Genomic DNA, 19336 nt, shown 5'->3' with positions numbered 1-19336 from the left:
GAGGGCAACCGCGGCCGCGCCTAACGCAGCGCCGCGCGAAGCCCAGCCGCTGCAGCGCGACGCGGCTGGCACCCAAGGCCCCGCCGCCGAAGGCTGGGCGGCGGGGGCAACGCCTGCGGGCGGACGCCGCAGGCTGGGGGAGGCCGCAGCGGTGCTGAACGCTGCGGCAGAGCTGCTGCGCGGCGAGCCGGCGATGGCTTCGGCGGCGCGCAGCCTGGCGGCGCGGGCGGCAGATCTCGCCGGCGGCCGCTTTACGATGGCGCTGTTCGGAGCGTTCAGCGCCGGCAAATCCTCGTTCGCCAATGCGCTGCTTGGCGAAGAGGTGCTGCCCGTGTCTCCGCATCCCGCCACGGCTGCAGTGGGGCGGATTCTTGCGCCGGAAGGCGGGTTCCGCCATGCTACGGCCGTGGTGACTATGAAATCGGCTGATGAATTCTGGGAAGATATTCTCCATTCCTTTGGTGTGCTGCAGCTGGCGCCGCCGCAGCGGCATTCCTGGACTGCGGCTGCCGCAGGCCTGCAGGTCAGCGGACTGCATCCATCGGCACTGCCGCATGTCGGATTCCTGCGGGCCGCAGCGGCAGGGTGGAAGAGGGCGGAGGGCCTGCTTGGCACTGTGCGCACGGTCGATCTGCAGGAGTACCGCAGTCTGGTCGCAGATGAGACACAGGCTTGCTTTATCCAAGGGACGGACCTGTATTATGACTGTCCGCTTACCGCTAGCGGCATTGTACTCGTCGATACGCCAGGAGCAGATTCCCTGCATGCGCGGCATACCGGCGTAACGTTTGGCTACATGAAGAATGCCGATGCCATTTGTTTCGTGACCTATTACAACCATGCCTTCTCCAAGGCGGACCGCGGTCTGCTGGCCCAGCTGGGCAGAATCAAGGACAGCTTTGCGCTGGATAAAATGTTCTTCATCATCAATGCCTCTGATCTGGCAAGTGATGAAGAAGAGCTGGACGAGGTCAAGGGGCATGTCGCGCAGAACCTGCGTGCCGGCGGGCTGACCTCGCCGCGCATTTATGCGCTGTCGAGTCTGCTGGCGCTGGAGGGCAAGACAGGGAAGGATCGGGACAGATATGATGCCTCCCGTTTCCGGAGTTTCGAGGACGCGCTGGCACAATTCGCCGGTGGGGAACTGCCGCAGCTGTCGCTGGCCGCAGCGAGGGAGAGCATAACCGCTGTCCGTCTGCGGGCAACGGAATGGCAGGAGCTCGCTGCCATGGAGGCAGGGCGGCGGGAAGCAGGTATGCAGGAGCTGCAGGAGCGCAAAACTGCAGCCGGGAAGCGGCTCATGCTGCTCGCAGCAGAAGCAAGACCCGTCCGTGATCTGCGGCGTGAAGGGGAGGAGCTGGTGTATCATGTCCGGCAGCGGATCGGCTTTGCATTGGGGCGGTTCTTCCAGGAATCCTTCCATCCCGCGCTGCTGCGTGAAGATGCCCGCAACTTGAAAGACATCTTCACGGCCTGCGGCAGAGAGCTGGAGCGTACCCTCCAGCGGGAACTGGAGCAGGAATTGTGGGCAACCACGCTGCGGCTCGAAGCAGCTGGACACCGGTTAGTCCAATCGGCTGCTCAGTCAGCAGGAGAGGAGCTGTCTATTTCTCCGCAGGAACTGCAGTTTCTGGAGAATGAGAAGGAGGAGTGGCCGTCACCGGATAAACTGGAAGCTTCTTGGCATCCGCTTGACTGGCTGTCACTCTGGAGCTGTTTCAAATCCCCCCGCTATTTCTTCGAGGGGCCGGGCCGGTCTGATCTGCGCGCTCAAGCAGAGCCGCTGCTGAAAGAGGCTGTCGCCGGGGCGGCAGAAATGCAGGAGAAGCTGCTGCTGGATTTCTATGCGAATGCTCTGGAGAAGGCATTAGGACGGGCAGCAGACAGACTGCGCGAAGAGTTAAACGAGCAGGAAGAGGTCATGTCAGAACTGCTGAGAGGAGGTGATTCTGCGGAGCATTGGAGCGAAGTTGCTTTGCAATTGCACCGTCTTGAACATTCATTCGACGATATCGTGGACAATCATCTGTGAAGTTTGTAGGAAAATGTCGAAGAACACTTGCAAATTAGCCGTTAATGGAAGAAAATAAAGAAGCCTGGAAATTTACAATGAAACTGCTGCGTTTACAGAAACAAAGAAAATACAGCAGTCAAATTTGCGAAAGAGGTTGGAATCGACAATGTGGGGAGCTCCTTTTTCAGCCCAAAGCCGTAAGCTGCTGCTCCTGGGCAGCGGTGAATTGGGTAAGGAAGTCATTATCGAAGCTCAGCGCCTTGGCGTAGAGACCGTAGCTGTGGATCGTTATCAAGATGCACCTGCGATGGGCGTGGCTCATCGTTCCTATGTTATCGATATGCTTGACGCGGAGGCACTTAAGACGCTTATCCGCGCCGAGAAGCCGGACCTCATTGTGCCGGAGATTGAGGCGATTGCCACACATGCACTCCTGGAACTGGAGGCGGAAGGATTCGTTGTCGTTCCTACTGCCCGTGCAGCCCGGCTGACCATGGACCGCGAAGGCATCCGGCGGCTTGCTGCCGAAGAGCTTGGATTACCAACGGCGGCTTACCGGTTCGCTGACAGTCTGGAAGAGCTGCGCCTTGCCGTGGAAGAACTCGGCACACCTTGTGTGATTAAGCCGATTATGAGTTCCTCCGGCAAAGGCCAGAGCATTTGCCGGAAGCCTGAGGATGCGGAAGACTGCTGGAATACGGCGCTTGAAGGCGCCCGCGCCAAAGGAACCCGTGTTATTGTTGAAGGATTCGTAACCTTTGAGAGTGAGATTACACTGCTTACGGTCCGTTCGGTAAGCGGTACGGTATTCTGTCCTCCCATTGGCCATATCCAGAAGGACGGCGATTATGTGGAGTCCTGGCAGCCGCATCACATGAGTGAAGCGCAGCTGGCCGAAGCCCAGTCCATCGCCAGAGCCGTGACGGATCAGCTTGGGGGACTCGGTATTTTCGGAGTCGAACTGTTTCTTACGGATCAGGGTGTATTGTTCAGCGAGGTATCGCCGAGACCCCATGATACCGGTATGGTAACCATGATCACACAGGATTTATCGGAATTTGCTCTGCATGTTAGAGCCATTCTTGGATTTCCGCTGGATTCGGTGCAGCTTTTGACACCGGGAGCATCGGCTACCCTGAAAGCGGAAAAGGCCGGACAAGCTTTTGCCATAACCGGCATCAGTGAAGCGCTGGCGTTTCCACGTACGCAGGTAAGGGTATTCGGTAAACCTGAAATTCGCCCGGGACGGCGGATGGCAGTGACTCTAAGTGCCGCGGAAGATGTACAAATCGCGCGGACGGCAGCCAAACAGGCAGCGTCTATGCTAAAAGTGGAGGTATATGAGGATGAACAGTAGTACTCAGGAGCAAGTACTGCAAATTCGCAAATGGGGCACAAGTGATCTGGAGAGAGTTACAGCCCTGTTGCGGGAATTCGGCTATCCGACAACGCTTAGCGTGATGAAAGAGAGAATGGAAGGCATGGAGCATGATCCGTTCCATTGCACACTGGTTGCAGAACTGGACAACGAAGTTGTGGGAATGATTGATCTTCGGCAGGTGAAATCCTATTACAAGCACGCAGACTGTATTACGGAAATTACCGCGCTGATCGTATCAGAGGAACTTAGAGGGAACGGCCTTGGCAAAAGACTGGTCTCCGCAGCAGAGGATTGGGCCCGCCAGAATGGCTGCTGCCAGCTGTTCCTAAGAAGCGGCAACCGCGTCGAACGCGCGCCGGCACATGCTTTTTACCGTCATATCGGATTCGAGAAAAGCGCAGGCTACCGCTTCAGCAAAGCCCTGCTGTAAATCTTATACGTGCAATCATCCCCATCCCGCTCTTACGGGATGGTTTTTTTTATGTTCAACTATGTAAGGGATAGAGCCTTTATGTGCATTCTTAAAGTTGACCCTTGCCAAACGGGCAGACTAATATTATAGTGAAATGCCCGCTGTTTTAGCAGACATACTTATTTTAAACAGCCATAGAGGGCTGTGAATCATAACATTATCCGAAGAGGGATGAAGCATGTATAAATTAATTCTGGCCGAAGATGAAGAAGATGTAAGGGAAGGGGTTATTGCCCAGATTGATTGGGCGGAGTATGGCTTTGAAGTGGTGGACTCGGCCGAAAACGGGCGTGAGGCGACAGAAGCCATTGACCGCCTGCTGCCTGATGTAGTGGTTACTGACATTCAGATGCCGTTTATGAACGGGCTTCAGCTGGCGGAATGGATCCGCAGCCGTCATCCTAACACGAAGATCATTATCCTGACCGGTTATGATGAATTCGAATATGCCCAGAAGGCGATAAAGCTGCAGATCGATGAGTATATCCTGAAACCGTTCTCATCACAGGAGCTGATCGATGTTCTGCTTAAGGTAAAGGCAACCATTGAGGCGGAAATCGCTGAGAAGGAAAATGTGTATGTACTCAGCGAGCATTACCGCAAAAGCCTGCCTGTGCTGCGGGAACAGTTCCTCTCCTCATTGGTGTCCCGCAGGCTGCCGCTCCAGGAGATCACTGACAAGAGCGCGGAATACGGCATTAACCTAGACGGGAAGCAATTTCAGGCTTCCGTGATCAGCATTGACTATATCCGTGCTGGACAGAGCCGGGAGGCTGCTGCGGGGCGGCCCGTATCACTGCGTGATACCGGCGACCATAATTTGCAGCTGTTCGCTATCCTCAATATTGCCGAGGAGATATGCCAGAAGCATGGCACCGGCAGAGTCTTCATCCACCGGGATGAGGTTGTACTTCTCTCGGTGAGCAAAGAGCCGGACGAAACGGAAATTACCGGCCATACCTTCGCCATCCTTGAAGAGATCCGCCAGAATGTGCAGCATTTTCTGAAGCTGACGGTAACAGCGGGGGCCGGGACGGTATGCCAATCTGCATCCATGCTGTTTAACTCCTTCTCTGATGCGATGCAGGCACTGGATTATCGGCTTATTCTCGGCAACAATAGAGTGATCTGGATTGAAGATGTCGAATCCAGATCCAATCAGATGCTGGTCTTTGATGAGCTGACACAGCAATCGCTGATCCGTACGATTAAGCTGGGGACGGTACAAGAGCTGAAGGAGGTCATGGACGAGCTGTTCGGAGGACTTGATACGGCCCATGTCTCTACACAGGATTATCAGATTTTTCTCCTGGAGATCATTACCTCGATTCTGCGTGTAGCCAAGGAGTCAGGCAGCGAGACTGCTGATTTTATGGTCCCTAGTATGGCTACACTTACGGATATGAATAAATTCAATAATATGGGCGAAGCCAAACAGTGGATTATTAATGTATGTACCGGACTGATGGACTCTATTGCCTCTGGGCGGCAGTCCAGCTATAAGCAGCTTATTGATCAGGCTAAGGAATATATCCGCAGCCATTACGAGGAATCAGATATATCCATCGGCAGGGTCTGCCAGCATCTGCATATCAGAACAGGATATTTCAGCAGTATTTTCAAGAAAGAGATGAAAATGACCTTTGTCAGCTATCTGCTGCAGATCCGTCTAGAGGCGGCTAAGGAGCTGCTGCGCTCTACGGAGCTCAAAGCTTTCGAAATCGCCGAAAAAATCGGTTTTGCCGATCCGAATTACTTCAGCTTCTGTTTCCGCAAGAAATATGGCCAATCGCCTAAAGAATATAAGAACAGCGCCCGGGGAGGTTAGCCATGACCAAATCCAAGGCTTATTTCTTTCCGCTGCGGCCGCAGCCCGGTTCACGCGGCAGAATCCGCCTGTCCGCTAAGCTGCGCAGTATTCAGCTGATTATTACCCTCTCTTTTACGGCAGTAGCCGTACTTGTTGCAGTAATTGTCAGCTCCATGCTGTATAACAAATTTGCTAATACCGCGGAGGAGAACGCCAACCTGAATATGCAGCAGATTATCGAGCAGGTCAATTATAATCTGGAGCTGTATGTGAAGGGCATGAGCAATATCTTTGAAACGGCAGAGGAGCAGGTTACGACAAGCCCTTCCATTGACTCACCGCTGCTCTATGAACGGATGGATACGCTGATGAGCAGCCGGGAAGACCTGGTATCCATAGCTGTATTTACCCCGCAAGGGAGATATGTGGCCGGCACACCGGGCCAGAACATGCGGGTCAATACACAGCTGCAGAGTCAAAGCTGGTTTACGAATGCCCAAAAAACCCCGGACATTTCCTATTCTGCACCGCATATCCAGAATTTGTTCAAAGGCCAGTACAACTGGGTGGTTTCGATCAGTAAGATGATAGAGTACAAGGAGAACGAAGAGCTGAAGCGCGGGATTCTGCTGATCGATTTTAACTTCCGCACCATCGACCAGCTCAGCCGCCAGGTTAAACTCGGGAAAAGAGGTTACGCTTATATCCTCGATTCACTGGGGAATATCGTATATCATCCGCAGCAGCAGCTGATTTACGCCGGCCTGAAATATGAGAATGTCGAGCCGGTGCTTGCCTATTCCTTCCGAAGCTATCTGGATGAATCAACGGGTGAGAAGCGCTTTATTACTGTGCGAACCCTGGAAGAAACAGGCTGGAAAATCGTTGGCGTTGCCTATTATGATGAGATTGTAACGACCAAGCGCGATCTGAACCAGTTTCTGTTCTGGTTTCTGGCGGCTGTCATTCTCTGCGCCATTGCCGTTTCAATATTCCTGTCCTGGCTGATTGCAAGCCCTATCCGCAAGCTGGAGCGGACCGTCAAGCAGGTGGGTGAAGGGGATCTTAATACCCCGATCAATGTCAGCGGCGCTTATGAGGTCGAGCAGCTGTCGAGGCGCTTTAATCTGATGCTCCAGCGGATCCGTCAGCTGATGGATCAGATTATCTATGAGCAGGAGACGAAGCGTAAAGGGGAGCTGGAAGTGCTGCAGTCACAAATCAACCCCCACTTTTTGTATAATACGCTGAATTCTGTCGTCCGGCTTGCCGAGCGGGGAAAAAATGAAGAGGTCATCACGATGATCCAGTCCCTCTCCAAGTTTTTCCGGATTAGTCTGAGCAAGGGGAATAATATCATTACAGTACAGGAAGAATTGGATCATATCCGCCACTACCTTGTGATCCAGAGCTTCCGTTTCAAAAACAAATTCCGCTTTGAGATTAAAGCGCAGGATGAAGTCCTTCCGTTCCAGACGATTAAGCTAATTTTGCAGCCTATTGTGGAAAATGCCCTTTATCATGGTATCGAAATGTCGCCGGATGAAGGACTCATCCTGATCAGCGCGGAGCTGCAGGACAACCTGATCGTGATCCGGGTCAGTGACAATGGCATCGGGATGTCCAAAGAAACACTTCATAATATCCTAAGCGGCGGCAGTAAAAGTACCGGCGGCTCCGGCGTCGGAGTACGCAATGTGAATGAACGGATCGGCTTGTATTACGGGCGGGAATTCGGCCTTGCTTTTGAAAGTGAACTGGAGGAAGGAACAACGGTTACGATCATCTTCCCGGCCATTGGACAGAATGAAGGTCAAGAGGATACCGCGGGAGGGGAAACGTCATGAAGACAAAACGGTTAGTGCTGACAGTATTGATGTGCGCTCTGGTCTGGCTGACGGTCACCTCCTGCTTCAACAGAGCACCTGTATATATCAGTACGAACAAAACACGCAATATCCACATGATTGTGAAGATGAACAAGGGCGATTACTGGAACACGGTGAAGCTGGGTGCTGAAGCAGCCGCGAAGGAATTCAATGTGAAGCTGACCTTTAAAGCACCGGATTCGGAAAGCGACATTGATGAGCAGATCGCTATGGTGGAGGATTCGATTAACCTGCGTGCGGATGCCATCATCCTCGCTGCCAGCAGCTATATGGGACTGGCCCAGGTTGTAGATCAGGCCGCCTATTATAAAATTCCTGTGATTTCCGTGGACGCAGAAGTCGGTTCTGCGCGGGTGCGGACCTATGTCGGATCGAACAGCTATGAGGCCGGGCAGAAATCCGCTGAACGGCTGATTAAACTGCTGAACGGATCGGGTGAAATCGGTATTCTGAATTTTACCAGCGCCTCTTTACAGGATCAGAGGTCTACCAGCGCTTCTATTGATTACGGGGCACGGGATGCGGACGAACGGGAGAAAGGATTTCTGAATTATGCGGCCCGTTATCCGAATATTCATGTCGTGCAGATCTCCTATACCTCTTCCAGCACTGCTGAGGCGGAGGAGCTGACCCGGCAAATGCTGCAGAAACATCCTGCCCTGAGGGGTATCGCTACATTGAATGAGACAGCGTCACAGGGAGCGGGAAAAGTGATACAAAGCCTTGGACTTAACAATCTAATCAAGATGGTCGCTTTCGACAGCTCTCCCTCGATGCTGGAGCTGCTGCAGGATGGCACTGTTCAGGCCACAGTCATTCAGAATCCCTTCAGCAACGGCTATCTGGCGGTAAAATATGCGGTGGAAGCCTTAGAGGGAATCGAAGTGCCGGAACGTGTGGATACGGGCACCAAGCTGATTGATCTCGACAATATGCTGTACCCGGAGAACCAGAAGCTGCTGTTTCCCTTCGTAAGATAGTATTTTTATAACATTAGAATTTTTATAAAAGAGAGTAGGATTTTGTATTCGCAACCGTTTTCATCTGGGGCATAATAAGGATGTACCTGAGACACGGTACACAATAAAAAAAGAAATATCACCAGGAGGTCATTAAATTATGAAAAAACTCACTTCCGTTTTACTTGCTAGTGCATTACTCGGTGCTGCTTTGGCAGGCTGCGGTGGCAATAACAACAACTCTGCAAATACAGCAACAAACGCTCCAGCCGGCAACACAGCAAACTCCGGCAGTACCAAAACTCCAAAAGTCGGTGTAGCCATTTACAAATTTGATGATACCTTCATGACAGGCGTTCGTAACGCTATCGATACTGCAGCTAAGGGAATTGCAACAGTAGATATCGTAGACAGCCAAAACTCACAGCCGACACAGAATGACAAGGTTGACCTGTTTGTTACTAAAAAATACGACGGCATGCTGATCAACCCGGTTGACCGTACAGCTGCAGGCGTGATCATCGACAAAGCAAAAGCTGCGAACATTCCGGTTGTATTCCTGAACCGTGAACCGCTTCCTGAAGATATGAAGAAATGGGATAAAGTCTACTATGTAGGCGCTAAAGCCGAAGAGTCCGGTACTATGTCCGGCCAGCTGATCGTTGACTACTGGAAAGCTCACCCTGAAGCTGACAAAAACGGTGACGGCGTGCTCCAATATGTAATGCTTAAAGGCGAGCCAGGACACCAGGATGCTGAGCTTCGCACCACTTACTCCATCCAGGCCATTGAAGATGCCGGCATCAAGGTTGAGAAATTGGCTGAAGATACTGCAATGTGGGACCGCGTAAAAGGACAGGAAAAAATGGCTGCATTCCTTGGATCCCATGGCGACAAGATCGAAGCTGTTCTGGCTAACAACGATGACATGGCACTGGGTGCAATTGAAGCACTGAAGGCACAAGGCTACTTCACTGGTGACAAATACATGCCGGTTGTAGGTGTTGACGCTACTGCACCAGCTGTTCAAGCACTGCAAGACGGAACCATGCTCGGAACTGTACTGAACGATGCCAACAACCAAGGTAAAGCGGCAATCGTACTGGCTTCCCTGCTGGCTAAAGGTGAAACTCCAACCAAAGAAAATGTTGGCTTTGACGTTACTGACAACCAATATGTATGGATTTCCTACAAAATGATCACTAAAGACAACGTAGCTGACGCTCAATAATCTTTCCGCACATTCACAAGGCTTGTAAATAAATATAATGCCGGGGAGCGGGTGAAATCGCTCCCCGGAATTCCTTTCGGGTAGGGAACAGGATGGAACCGCTGTGCCTCTCATGGAAAAAGAAAAAAGCGTAGGGGGCGTAACAACATGGCAAATGCTGAGTTTTTGCTGGAAATGAACAATATTACTAAAGAATTCCCCGGCGTTAAGGCGCTGGACGGAGTAAGCCTCAAGGTTAGACCGGGTTCGGTTCATGCACTGATGGGCGAAAACGGGGCAGGAAAATCGACTTTAATGAAATGTCTCTTTGGAATTTATTCACCGGATGCCGGTGAGATCTTTCTGGATGGCGAGAAGGCCACTATTACCAATTCCAACGATGCCCTCGGGCATGGAATATCGATGATCCATCAGGAGCTGCATCCGGTACCTTTCCGGAGCGTGATGGAGAATATCTGGCTAGGACGTTTTCCGACCAGGGGAATCGGGCCGATTCAATTTATTGACCACAAAAAAATGTATGCAGATACGGAAAGTCTGTTCAAGGATCTGGATATCGATCTGAATCCTGAAACCTTGGTAGGCAAGCTGTCCGTGTCGAAAATCCAATCCATTGAAATCGCGAAGGCAGTTTCTTTTCATTCCCGCGTAATTGTAATGGATGAGCCGACCTCTTCCCTGACAAGCGTGGAAGTAGAGCATTTATTCCGGATTATCCGGGATCTGCAAAAAAGAGGCGTAGCTATTATCTATATATCCCACAAGATGGAAGAAATTCTCGAAATCTCTGATGAAGTAACGATCATGCGTGACGGTAAAAAGATCGGTACTTGGCCGTCCGCTGAACTGACGACAGACCTGATTATCTCCAGAATGGTTGGACGCGATCTGACGAACCGTTTCCCGGAGCGCACCAATGTTCCTGGCGAGGTGTATCTGAAGGTAGAAGGACTGACTTCTCCTGAGCCAAGATCCTTTAAGGATGTGTCCTTTAATCTCCGGCGGGGTGAAATTCTCGGAATCGGCGGTCTCGTAGGCGCACAGCGTACTGAAGTTATCGAAGCATTATTCGGTCTGCGGGCCATCAAGTCCGGCAGTATCTCCATAGACGGCAAGAAAGTAAATATTAATTCACCGCAGGACGCCAAAAAGCACGGGCTGGCTCTTCTGACCGAAGAACGCCGTGTAACCGGTATCTTCCCGGTATTATCTGTTCATGAGAATGGTGCGATTGCCAATCTGGACCGTTATCAGAAGCCTTATTTCCTGCTTGACGGCAAGAAGAAAAAAACAGAAGTCGATAAAATGATCGAAAAGCTCCGTACAAAGACACCAACGACCAAGGTGCAGATCATGAATCTCTCCGGCGGTAACCAGCAGAAGGTGCTGCTCGCCAGATGGCTGCTAACAGAACCTGAAGTTCTCCTGCTAGATGAACCTACCCGCGGGATTGATGTCGGCGCGAAGTTTGAGATTTATTCAATCATTGCCGACTTGGCGAAACAGGGCAAGAGTATCATCATGATCTCTTCCGAAATGCCGGAGCTGCTGGGCATGTCTGACCGGGTTATGGTGATGTCGGAAGGACGGCTTACAGGAATATTAGAAGGCGACCAGGCTACGGAAACCGAAGTTATGCGTCTCGCCGCACAGCATTAGGATAGGAGTTATACAAAGACCGGCGAAGACAGTTTTGCATCCCGCAAAGCTGGTTCAACTCACGAAAGAGACGATAAACTTCGCGTAACACTTAAGGAGGAACACTACTCATGAACGTTAAAAAAGCTCAATCTTTTATAACCCAAAACGCTATCTACATTGTACTTGTAATTCTCATCATGGGGATTATCGTATACGAACCAAGCTTTATGTCAATTAACACTTTGCGTGACGTTCTGATTCAATCTTCAACACGTGTCATTATTGCCCTGGGGGTTGCCTTCATCCTCATTACAGCAGGTACCGACTTGTCGGCAGGCCGCGTGGTCGGCTTCACCGCAGTTATCTCGGCATCAATGCTGCAAATTCCGGATTATTCCCGCCGTTTCTTCCCGGATCTTCCGCAAGTGCATGTCCTGCTTCCCATTGCTATCGCAATCATAGCCGGTCTCCTCTGCGGATTAGTCAACGGTATCATTGTCTCCAAGCTTAATGTACCTCCGTTCATTGCCACTCTGGGCACAATGCTCATCGTATACGGCGTGAACTCCCTGTACTTCGATATGGACCCGAACCAATCGCAGCCAATCGGCGGACTTCGTGAAGACTTCACCAAGATCGGCTCCGGCTTTATCGGCAGCGGCCAATATTCCATACCGTACATTGTCATTATAGCGATAGTCGTCGCGGCTATTGTCTGGGTACTGTTCAATAAAACCAAGCTCGGCAAAAACATGTACGCCATCGGCGGTAACATGCAGGCTGCCAAGGTTTCCGGTATCAACGTTTCCAAGAACCTGATCTACATCTACGCTATCGCTGGTGCCCTGTACGGTCTGGCTGGTGTGCTTGAAGCAGCAAGAACAGGCGGCGCTACCAACAACTATGGTAACATGTACGAGCTTGACGCCATCGCGGCTTGCGTAGTCGGCGGCGTATCCACTACAGGCGGTATCGGTACGGTTCCGGGCGTTCTCGTCGGTGTAATCATCTTCACCCTCATTAACTACGGTTTGACCTTTATCGGTATCAGCCCTTACTATCAATTGATCATCAAAGGCCTCATCATCATCGCGGCTGTATCGTTTGATATGCGGAAATATTCTTCGAAAAAATAGGGCTCGGTGACCGGGCGTAACTACGGGAAAGGTTTGGGCTTCCGGCCGCTGTTATGTTTGGATTTCCTGATTAAAACCGCTGATCGCGGTAGAAATCCAAACCTAAAGGCGGACGCTACCGCTCCTCCAGCTCCAAACTTTCCCTTCGTTACTCCCGTCACCTCGCCAAGGTGGTGTAAGGCAGCAAGAAGCGTTTGCTAATACAGCAAACGCTTTTTTGTTATTTCGATTGCTGCGCTCCGAAACGTAACCTCCAAACCTCCCCCCCCAAACCCGACCCCGAAACCCAACGCCAGTGCAAAACTCCAGAGCTGGTGCAGAACCCCAACCCAAGTACAGGCCCAAGGACGAATGCAACCGCCACTCTGACAGACTTACGGACCGTACAGCCGTTATTTTCGCTAAATAGCGTTTTTCGGAAGCTAACGGACCGGAGCGCGCTTATTTCCTCCCGGAGCAGCATTTTCAGGGATGAATCGGGTAAATAACTGCACTGGTGTCCGTTAAATTGTAATAATGGAGAATTTGCTGTAAATAAGGTCATCTGTGTCCGTTAGCACTGGACCATGATTCTAGGTGCAGAGTGATTCAGAGTTTAAGGGCAACAAAAAAGCAGCCGTTCGAATAATCGAAGGACTGCTGTGTATGACTATTTTTATCGAGACCTTATTCAACATCATAACAGAAACTGAAGAAACAGTCTATATTTTTTCTTGGAATTATTATACAGTGAGGTAGCCGGCAAAACTAAATTATTGGAGTGTTGTTCAATGGACGATATTTGCCACTTCGATCAGGCTGCTTTACAGGAATATATAGGGAAGGTCTTTGGGAATGCTTATTTAGTTTCGAGTGTATCCAAAATGCAAGGCGGTGCACAAAAGGTTGTCTACAAGGTGAACTGCACGAATGGATTCAGCTGTGTGCTCTATATATGGGATCTGAGCATGAATTTTTTTCAGCAGGAAATCGAAGAAAATAACATTAATATTCAATCCTACAGCAGTGACTTATTTGCATTCAATAACAGGTTTTTAACAGAAAACTCCATTCGGACGCCGGCTCTTTACAATTTGAATAATGAAAGAACCCAGTATTCTTATGATTACGCTCTGGTCGAGTATATATCAGGACAAAAGGCGGAAGCCTATTTCGGGCATCCTGATCCCCGGGTTCAAGAGCATGTTCTACAGCAGGTGGGAGCTCTCGTTACTGCAATGCACTCCAACGAACGGAATATCTATGGAACACCCCAGCAGCTTCACAACGGGAGTAACCAGGGGCAATGTCATCTTTTACAACTGGACAATGCGAAATTGCAGTTATCTTATGCCGCGAAGCATATTGAGTTCATTGGCGCAAATCAAGAGAAGATACTTGATAAGCTGTATGAGCTTGAGGCCCGAATAAAACCCCGGAGGCAGTATGGTCTCATTCACGGGGAATTGGGTCCGGACCATGTGCTGGTTAATGACAGGCTGGACCCCTTTTTGATCGATATTGAGGGAGTGCAGTTCTTTGATATTGAGCATGAACATAGCTTTCTGGAATTAAGATTCGGCAAGTTCTACCGTTATCTGAAGAACGATTCTCTTGATCCTGACAGAATGCGGTTCTACTGGTTTCACCATCATATATCATTAACCTCGGGCGGTTTGAAGCTGCTGCACCGGGGATATCCCGACCAGCAATTTGCCGGGAATTTGGCGAAATATCATGCAGAGTGTACGATGCGGTATATTGAGTGATTGTAGGAAAGGGTGGTCCAATGCTATATATTAGTTCCCTAAAAGATTGCCCTCATCGCCAAGCTGAGTTAGCTGAATATGTCAAAGAACAATGGCCAAAAGTACAAAATGTAGTACTTCCCGTTATTCATGAGAGTATCGACTCAAAGGATAACTTCCCACTGACGTTTTTACTGTTGAAACACGGTGTGTTAATCGGGTTTTATCAGCTGATTGAGCAGGAGTATGTAACCCGGAAGGATCTGTCGCCTTGGATTTCGCCCTTGTTTATTGACCGGAATGAGCGAGGGAATGCACTCGGTTCGTTAATGCTGGAGCATGCCAGAAAAGTCGCTGGACAATTGGGATATGAAAAGGTTTATTTGACCAACCGACCACATCCTTTTTTATGAGAAGTACGGATTCCGGGAAATAGGGCTGGACATCTTCGAATGGGGACGGCCCACCAAGATATATGAACATGATTCAATAAAATAATATCAATAGGTGTTGAGAGAATGAAGCGAGAAACAAGAGGAATTGGCGTAGGCGCAAGAGCCGTTAGAGATTTCATAGTGTATGGTCTGGAAAATGGCTGGACAGGTGACAACGTTATCGTGTTCCAAGACGGGTTAGATATTTTAGGTGAGCTGGGTTATGACGTTTCCTGGCTTCGGCCTGATAAAGGGCAGGCGATAGATTCCCAGGGAGGCAGTTAATCCAAAATCCACAAATGCTGCAAACGCGCCATTATTTGTCATGAAAAAGTATTTTAAGGTAGAATTTTACCGGGATTTCACGGTATAGTGGAGAAGGAAGAATGCCATTCAACTTTGCACTGGGGGAGGATCATTTTTGAATCAACATTATCGCAAGCGTAATACCACTGCTTTCACATTGGCATCATATTTTGCTCTGGCTGCAGGTCTGTTCTTATTCTGTCTGGGGGTATACAACGACACTTGGGAACTGAATGTGAAGGGGTATTATCTGCTGTGCATGGTCTTAATTACGATTAGCTGCATCGTGATGCAGAAGGTTGTCCGGGACAATACGGAAGATAGAGAAATCCGCCTGGAAAACCCTAAACACCGGATGAGGAATACATCAGCCTTTACAGGTATGGCTATTGCAGGTTTAGTAATCGGGTATGCGATGTTCTTCATTGGTCTTTATAACGCTCCATTTGAATTAAATGTAAAGGGATATTACATAGCTGTTATTCTGTTAATTTCGTATAGCGCAATTGGCGTTCAGAAAGTGACTAGGGATAACGCAGAAGACAAAGATATTCTTGCCGAACTGGAATCCAAAAGAGATTTCCAGGGCTAAGAGGACGGACATAAGGTGAATGTTCTGGCCTGCTACATCATTTGATAATGAAGAGGTCATCACTGGATGGCCTTTTTTAATTATGGGATGTACCAAGGAGGAGAAAGGCCGCGGGCGGCGGAAGAGGACGATTGGGCACCTGGCTGGGATGCGATTGATGAGGTATTTGACAAGCTATATCCGGGTCAAACCCCATCGCATTACGGGACTGAGATTCACAAGCGTGCAATTTGTTGCCGGGAATGGACAATCCATTCATATCGGCGTCCAATCCGCGATAACTGCGCTACTGGCAGTAAAGGATACAGAAGCTGGCGGGATAGATACAATCCATGGAAGGGTGGATTTCATCCAGCTTGTCGGGATCACTCAGCGCGAATTGGAAGTGTTGAAGGACGACAGCAGTCAGGCTGAACGTTTAGTGGCGAATATGAAGCAGGACAATCCCTATTTGATCACGGACATGAACCGGACTATATCTTACCTATGAACCTATTCATCTAAAAGGAGAATCTTATGTCTACCAGGCTATTCAAACGTTTTATCTCGTTCTCGTTAGTTGTTTTATTACTTCCGGCCACGGAGGTTTGGGCCGCTTCCGTGATTACGGACCCGGTATTGGCGAAAGCCATCCGGACGGAATTGAAGCTGCCGGCGAAAAAGGAGCTGAAGGCAGCTGATCTGCAGAAGCTAGAATCATTATATATCAACGGTTCCAGGCCTAAAGTTAGAAGTGTACAAGGTCTCGAAGACGCAGTGAACATGCAGAGCCTGTTCCTGCCAAATCAAAATATAAGGTCGATTAGACCGTTGAGCAAGCTGAAAGAGTTAACGTTTCTGGCGTTAGACGGAAATCAGCTCACGGACATTTCGCCCGTTGCAGGGTTAAACTCGCTGACGACTCTGACATTGGACGGTAACCAGATTAAAAGTCTGGTTCCGCTAAAAAATCTGAGCAAGCTGACTTCTCTTCTGGCCAGCAAGAATCAGGTGGATGATCTAAATCCCGTTCAGAATTTGAAGTTAGAGTGGCTTTTTCTGGGCGGCAATAAAATTCAAGATCTGACGCCGTTAAAAAATCATCCGACCTTGGAGCATCTCTTTCTGGAAGATAACCTTATCCGCGATATTGAAGTGCTCGAAACGATACCAAATCTGCAGGAAGTCTCGTTGTCGAATAACCCGCTGGGTGAACAGGCGGAGCAGGTTATCCAGCATTTAGAGGACAATGGTGTCACAGTAGAATGGGAAAATAACGGCGATTCTCAGCCGGAATAGCTTCTAATCCAATGCTTGTACCTTAGGAAAAATACTCTGAGGAGGCACCACTATGACAGAAAACGCAGGAAACAATGAAATTATCAACTCACGGCAGTTCGATTATCCGCTTGAGCGGGTCTTTGCAGCTTGGACAACCCCGGAGCAGCTCGCGCGCTGGTGGGGACCAAAGGGTTTCACCAATACGTTTCACGAATTCGACTTAAGGCCGGGAGGCCAGTGGCGGTTTGTCATGCACGGACCGGATGGCAAGGAATACCCCAATCACAGTGAGTTTGTGGAGATCGTACCGCATGAGCGCATCGTCATCCGTCATCTGAACGCCCCCGAGTTTGAGGTTACAGCCACTTTTGAACAATCTGACGGCAAGACAACCCTGACTTTCCGTCAGGTGTTTAAGAAGCCGGATGTAGTGGAGCAAGCCAGGACGTTTTTGCTTGAGGCTAATGAACAAAACTTTGACCGGCTGAATGATTTGCTTGCAGAGTTAAGTATTGGATAACTAATTAGGGCTGTACAAAATGATCTCCGTTTTCACGATCCAGTGGAAATGGAGCTTTTTTTATACTCCAATGCGTGTCGAACTTGTAAAAAGTGATGTGTAATTGCAGGAAATTTATTATAATCATATAACATAGCAGGTTAGTATAACGTTTGGTTGTAGTATGGAATTGTTTATGCTTCCTTAGAATTAGGAACATCCATAGTAGTACAAGCTGAGAGGAAGTTAACTTTTGTTTGAAACATTACTTTTGAATTTTTTGTTTTTATTATTTCCGGTCTTAATTGTTGTGATTTTCTTCGAAAATAGAGCAAACCGCTATAATCAAAAACTCCTTGTACTCATGTCAGCTGTTACGATGGTTCTGTGCATGGTCAAGCCGATCAAGCTGGAAATGGGTTACATTTACGATCTCCGGTATATTCCGTTCATTCTTGTGGCTCTTTTTGGCGGATATAAGAACGTCCTTCTGTTGTATGTAATATTAAATATAACCCGCTTCTATGTTGGAGGGCCCGGGACTCTTCCCTCCTTCCTGTTCTCAACGGCTGTGCTGCTGCTGGTGCCGTTCTTGAGCAAATGGTTCATCAAGCTAAGCGCGAGGCGCCGGATCTCGTGGGCAACCGTCCTGGCGATGTTAACGATGGGGGTATATCTGGTCGTCCTCGGGCTGATGAAAGGTACGCTGGATGATCAATTCTGGACCCTAACCGTGTATGCCTTAACGACACATGCGGTTGTGATGAGTATTATTATGATTCTAATAGAGCAGATAATTACCAATATTAAGAACCGTGACCGGGTACTGCAATCAGAGCGTCTGAACGTCGTTAGTGAGCTGGCGGCGAGTGTGTCACATGAAATGAGGAATCCGCTTACGGTGACCAGCGGCTTTCTGCAGCTGTTAAACAAATCCAAGACCATCACGCCCGAGGAAAAAAGGTATGTGGAGTTTTCATTGCTGGAACTGAACCGTGCGGAGAAGATCATCAGTGATTATCTTTCTTTTGCCAAGCCGCAGTCCGACAACATGGTCTTCTCCAATATGAAAGCAGAGGCGGAGTATACCATGAACATCATAAGGCCCTTCGCAACTACCCACAAAGTAGAGGTCCATTTCAGTTTCAGCAATACGCTGAATAAAAGCTACGACAAGAATCAAATTCAGCAAGGCCTGATTAATCTTTACAAAAACGGGATTGAGGCCATGAAAGATAAGGGCGGAGGGATCCTCGCGATTCATTTCTCGGAAAAAAAGCAGGACATCGTGATCACGATCCGCGACACGGGAATTGGTATGACGAAGGAAGAAATCTCGCGCCTCGGCAAGCCGTATTATTCGACCAAAGAAGAAGGAACAGGTCTGGGTATGCTTATGGCTTACAGCGCTATCAATAAGGTAAAAGGGAATATAGAGGTGGAGAGCGAGAAAGGCAAGGGTACAACCTTCCGCATTACGATTCCTACCTGAAGCGGAATACAGATTTTTTTTGAAACATTAGGCTGATCTCCAGCTATAGTGAATAATTATAACCTGCCATAGATCATGGGTAGAACTGTATAGCTAGTCATATATGCTATATTAGCTCCCGGTTATATAAGAATAGATAACGGCTATAATTATTCCATAAGCAGAAAGGTGGCTGCGTATGAAGCATTTAGGAACGATGAATGTGGATGTAATTACGTTATTTGCAGAGGATTTGCTTAAGACGAAAACTTTTTACCAGGATGTATTTAAATTGTCTGCCGTGTACGAGGATGAGGTATCAGCGGTATTCAGCTTCGGAAATATGAGCATTAATCTCCTTGCTATTTCAGAGGCGGATGGCCTGATCCAGCCAGGCATGGTCGCCAGCCCGGAGGCCGGATCACGGTTTCAGTTTACAATCCGGGTAGAGGATGTAGACGCTGAAATTAACGAGCTTGTGAAAAAACGGAGTGGAGCTCCTGAATGGCCATTG

The 19336-nt window shown here is 49.2% G+C and carries 18 protein-coding genes and 1 pseudogene; all 19 read left to right on the top strand.

All coding sequences use genetic code 11. The annotated features are described in order from the left end of the window. The coding region (locus AQR02_RS31990; RefSeq protein WP_187388789.1) for a dynamin family protein at positions 1-2032 on the top strand (2032 nt) is incomplete at its 5' end. Positions 2033-2180: 148 nt separating this feature from the next. Continuing rightward, the gene (purT, locus tag AQR02_RS15820) at positions 2181-3371 is read left to right on the top strand and encodes a formate-dependent phosphoribosylglycinamide formyltransferase (protein WP_054941302.1); all 1191 of its coding nucleotides are present in this window, start codon (positions 2181-2183) and stop codon (positions 3369-3371) included. Further along, positions 3361-3825: a GNAT family N-acetyltransferase gene (locus tag AQR02_RS15815; RefSeq protein ID WP_108722012.1), complete on the top strand. Its 465-nt coding sequence runs from the start codon at positions 3361-3363 to the stop codon at positions 3823-3825. The genes purT and AQR02_RS15815 overlap by 11 nt, the downstream gene beginning before the upstream one ends. Before the next feature lie 220 nt (positions 3826-4045). Next, entirely contained in the window at positions 4046-5695 is a 1650-nt protein-coding gene (locus AQR02_RS15810) for a response regulator (RefSeq protein WP_054941300.1), read from the top strand. A gap of 2 nt (positions 5696-5697) precedes the next feature. Then, a complete protein-coding gene (locus AQR02_RS15805) occupies positions 5698-7524 on the top strand; it encodes a sensor histidine kinase (protein WP_082451867.1) in 1827 nt (608 codons plus the stop codon). Next, positions 7521-8546 (top strand): substrate-binding domain-containing protein, encoded by a 1026-nt coding sequence (locus tag AQR02_RS15800; protein ID WP_054941299.1) that lies wholly within the window; start codon positions 7521-7523, stop codon positions 8544-8546. Before AQR02_RS15805 ends, AQR02_RS15800 begins: the two co-directional genes overlap by 4 nt. Positions 8547-8685: 139 nt before the next feature. Further along, positions 8686-9756 carry a galactose ABC transporter substrate-binding protein gene (locus tag AQR02_RS15795; RefSeq protein WP_108722011.1) on the top strand — a complete coding sequence of 357 codons (1071 nt, stop codon included), beginning with the start codon at positions 8686-8688 and terminating at the stop codon, positions 9754-9756. 147 nt (positions 9757-9903) lie between these two features. Next, the gene (locus AQR02_RS15790) at positions 9904-11415 is read left to right on the top strand and encodes a sugar ABC transporter ATP-binding protein (protein ID WP_054941297.1); all 1512 of its coding nucleotides are present in this window, start codon (positions 9904-9906) and stop codon (positions 11413-11415) included. Between the two features lie 110 nt (positions 11416-11525). After that, complete coding sequence (mglC, locus tag AQR02_RS15785; protein ID WP_054941296.1) at positions 11526-12533, top strand: galactose/methyl galactoside ABC transporter permease MglC; 1008 nt, start codon at positions 11526-11528, stop codon at positions 12531-12533. Positions 12534-13303: 770 nt separating this feature from the next. Continuing rightward, positions 13304-14281, top strand: coding sequence for a phosphotransferase (locus AQR02_RS15780; RefSeq protein WP_245237496.1), 978 nt, complete (start codon positions 13304-13306; stop codon positions 14279-14281). Beyond that, positions 14278-14673, top strand: coding sequence for a GNAT family N-acetyltransferase (locus AQR02_RS15775; protein ID WP_148449113.1), 396 nt, complete (start codon positions 14278-14280; stop codon positions 14671-14673). The genes AQR02_RS15780 and AQR02_RS15775 overlap by 4 nt, the downstream gene beginning before the upstream one ends. Positions 14674-14778: 105 nt before the next feature. Beyond that, positions 14779-14979, top strand: coding sequence for a hypothetical protein (locus tag AQR02_RS15770; RefSeq protein WP_054941294.1), 201 nt, complete (start codon positions 14779-14781; stop codon positions 14977-14979). 136 nt (positions 14980-15115) lie between these two features. Further along, positions 15116-15298 (top strand): annotated as a pseudogene (locus AQR02_RS35595) (YiaA/YiaB family inner membrane protein); the annotation flags it as partial. Continuing rightward, positions 15290-15592, top strand: a complete 303-nt coding sequence (locus tag AQR02_RS35590; protein WP_425340013.1) for a YiaA/YiaB family inner membrane protein — start codon at positions 15290-15292, stop codon at positions 15590-15592. The pseudogene AQR02_RS35595 and the gene AQR02_RS35590, both read left to right, overlap by 9 nt. A 157-nt stretch (positions 15593-15749) precedes the next feature. Further along, complete coding sequence (locus tag AQR02_RS15760) at positions 15750-16082, top strand: suppressor of fused domain protein (protein ID WP_054942129.1); 333 nt, start codon at positions 15750-15752, stop codon at positions 16080-16082. Between the two features lie 26 nt (positions 16083-16108). Beyond that, the gene (locus AQR02_RS15755) at positions 16109-16870 is read left to right on the top strand and encodes a leucine-rich repeat domain-containing protein (RefSeq protein ID WP_054941292.1); all 762 of its coding nucleotides are present in this window, start codon (positions 16109-16111) and stop codon (positions 16868-16870) included. Positions 16871-16922: 52 nt separating this feature from the next. Further along, a complete protein-coding gene (locus AQR02_RS15750) occupies positions 16923-17372 on the top strand; it encodes an SRPBCC family protein (RefSeq protein WP_054941291.1) in 450 nt (149 codons plus the stop codon). A gap of 289 nt (positions 17373-17661) precedes the next feature. Further along, positions 17662-18843 carry an ATP-binding protein gene (locus AQR02_RS15745; protein WP_245237619.1) on the top strand — a complete coding sequence of 394 codons (1182 nt, stop codon included), beginning with the start codon at positions 17662-17664 and terminating at the stop codon, positions 18841-18843. Between the two features lie 178 nt (positions 18844-19021). After that, positions 19022-19336 (top strand): VOC family protein (locus tag AQR02_RS15740; RefSeq protein WP_245237495.1); only part of this gene is annotated, 315 nt, incomplete at its 3' end.

Source organism: Paenibacillus ihuae (assembly GCF_001368795.1).
Taxonomy (GTDB): Bacteria; Bacillota; Bacilli; order Paenibacillales; family Paenibacillaceae; genus Paenibacillus_AQ; species Paenibacillus_AQ ihuae.
The sequence above is the reverse complement of the archived record's forward strand: the minus strand, read 5'-3'. Positions and strand labels throughout refer to the sequence as shown.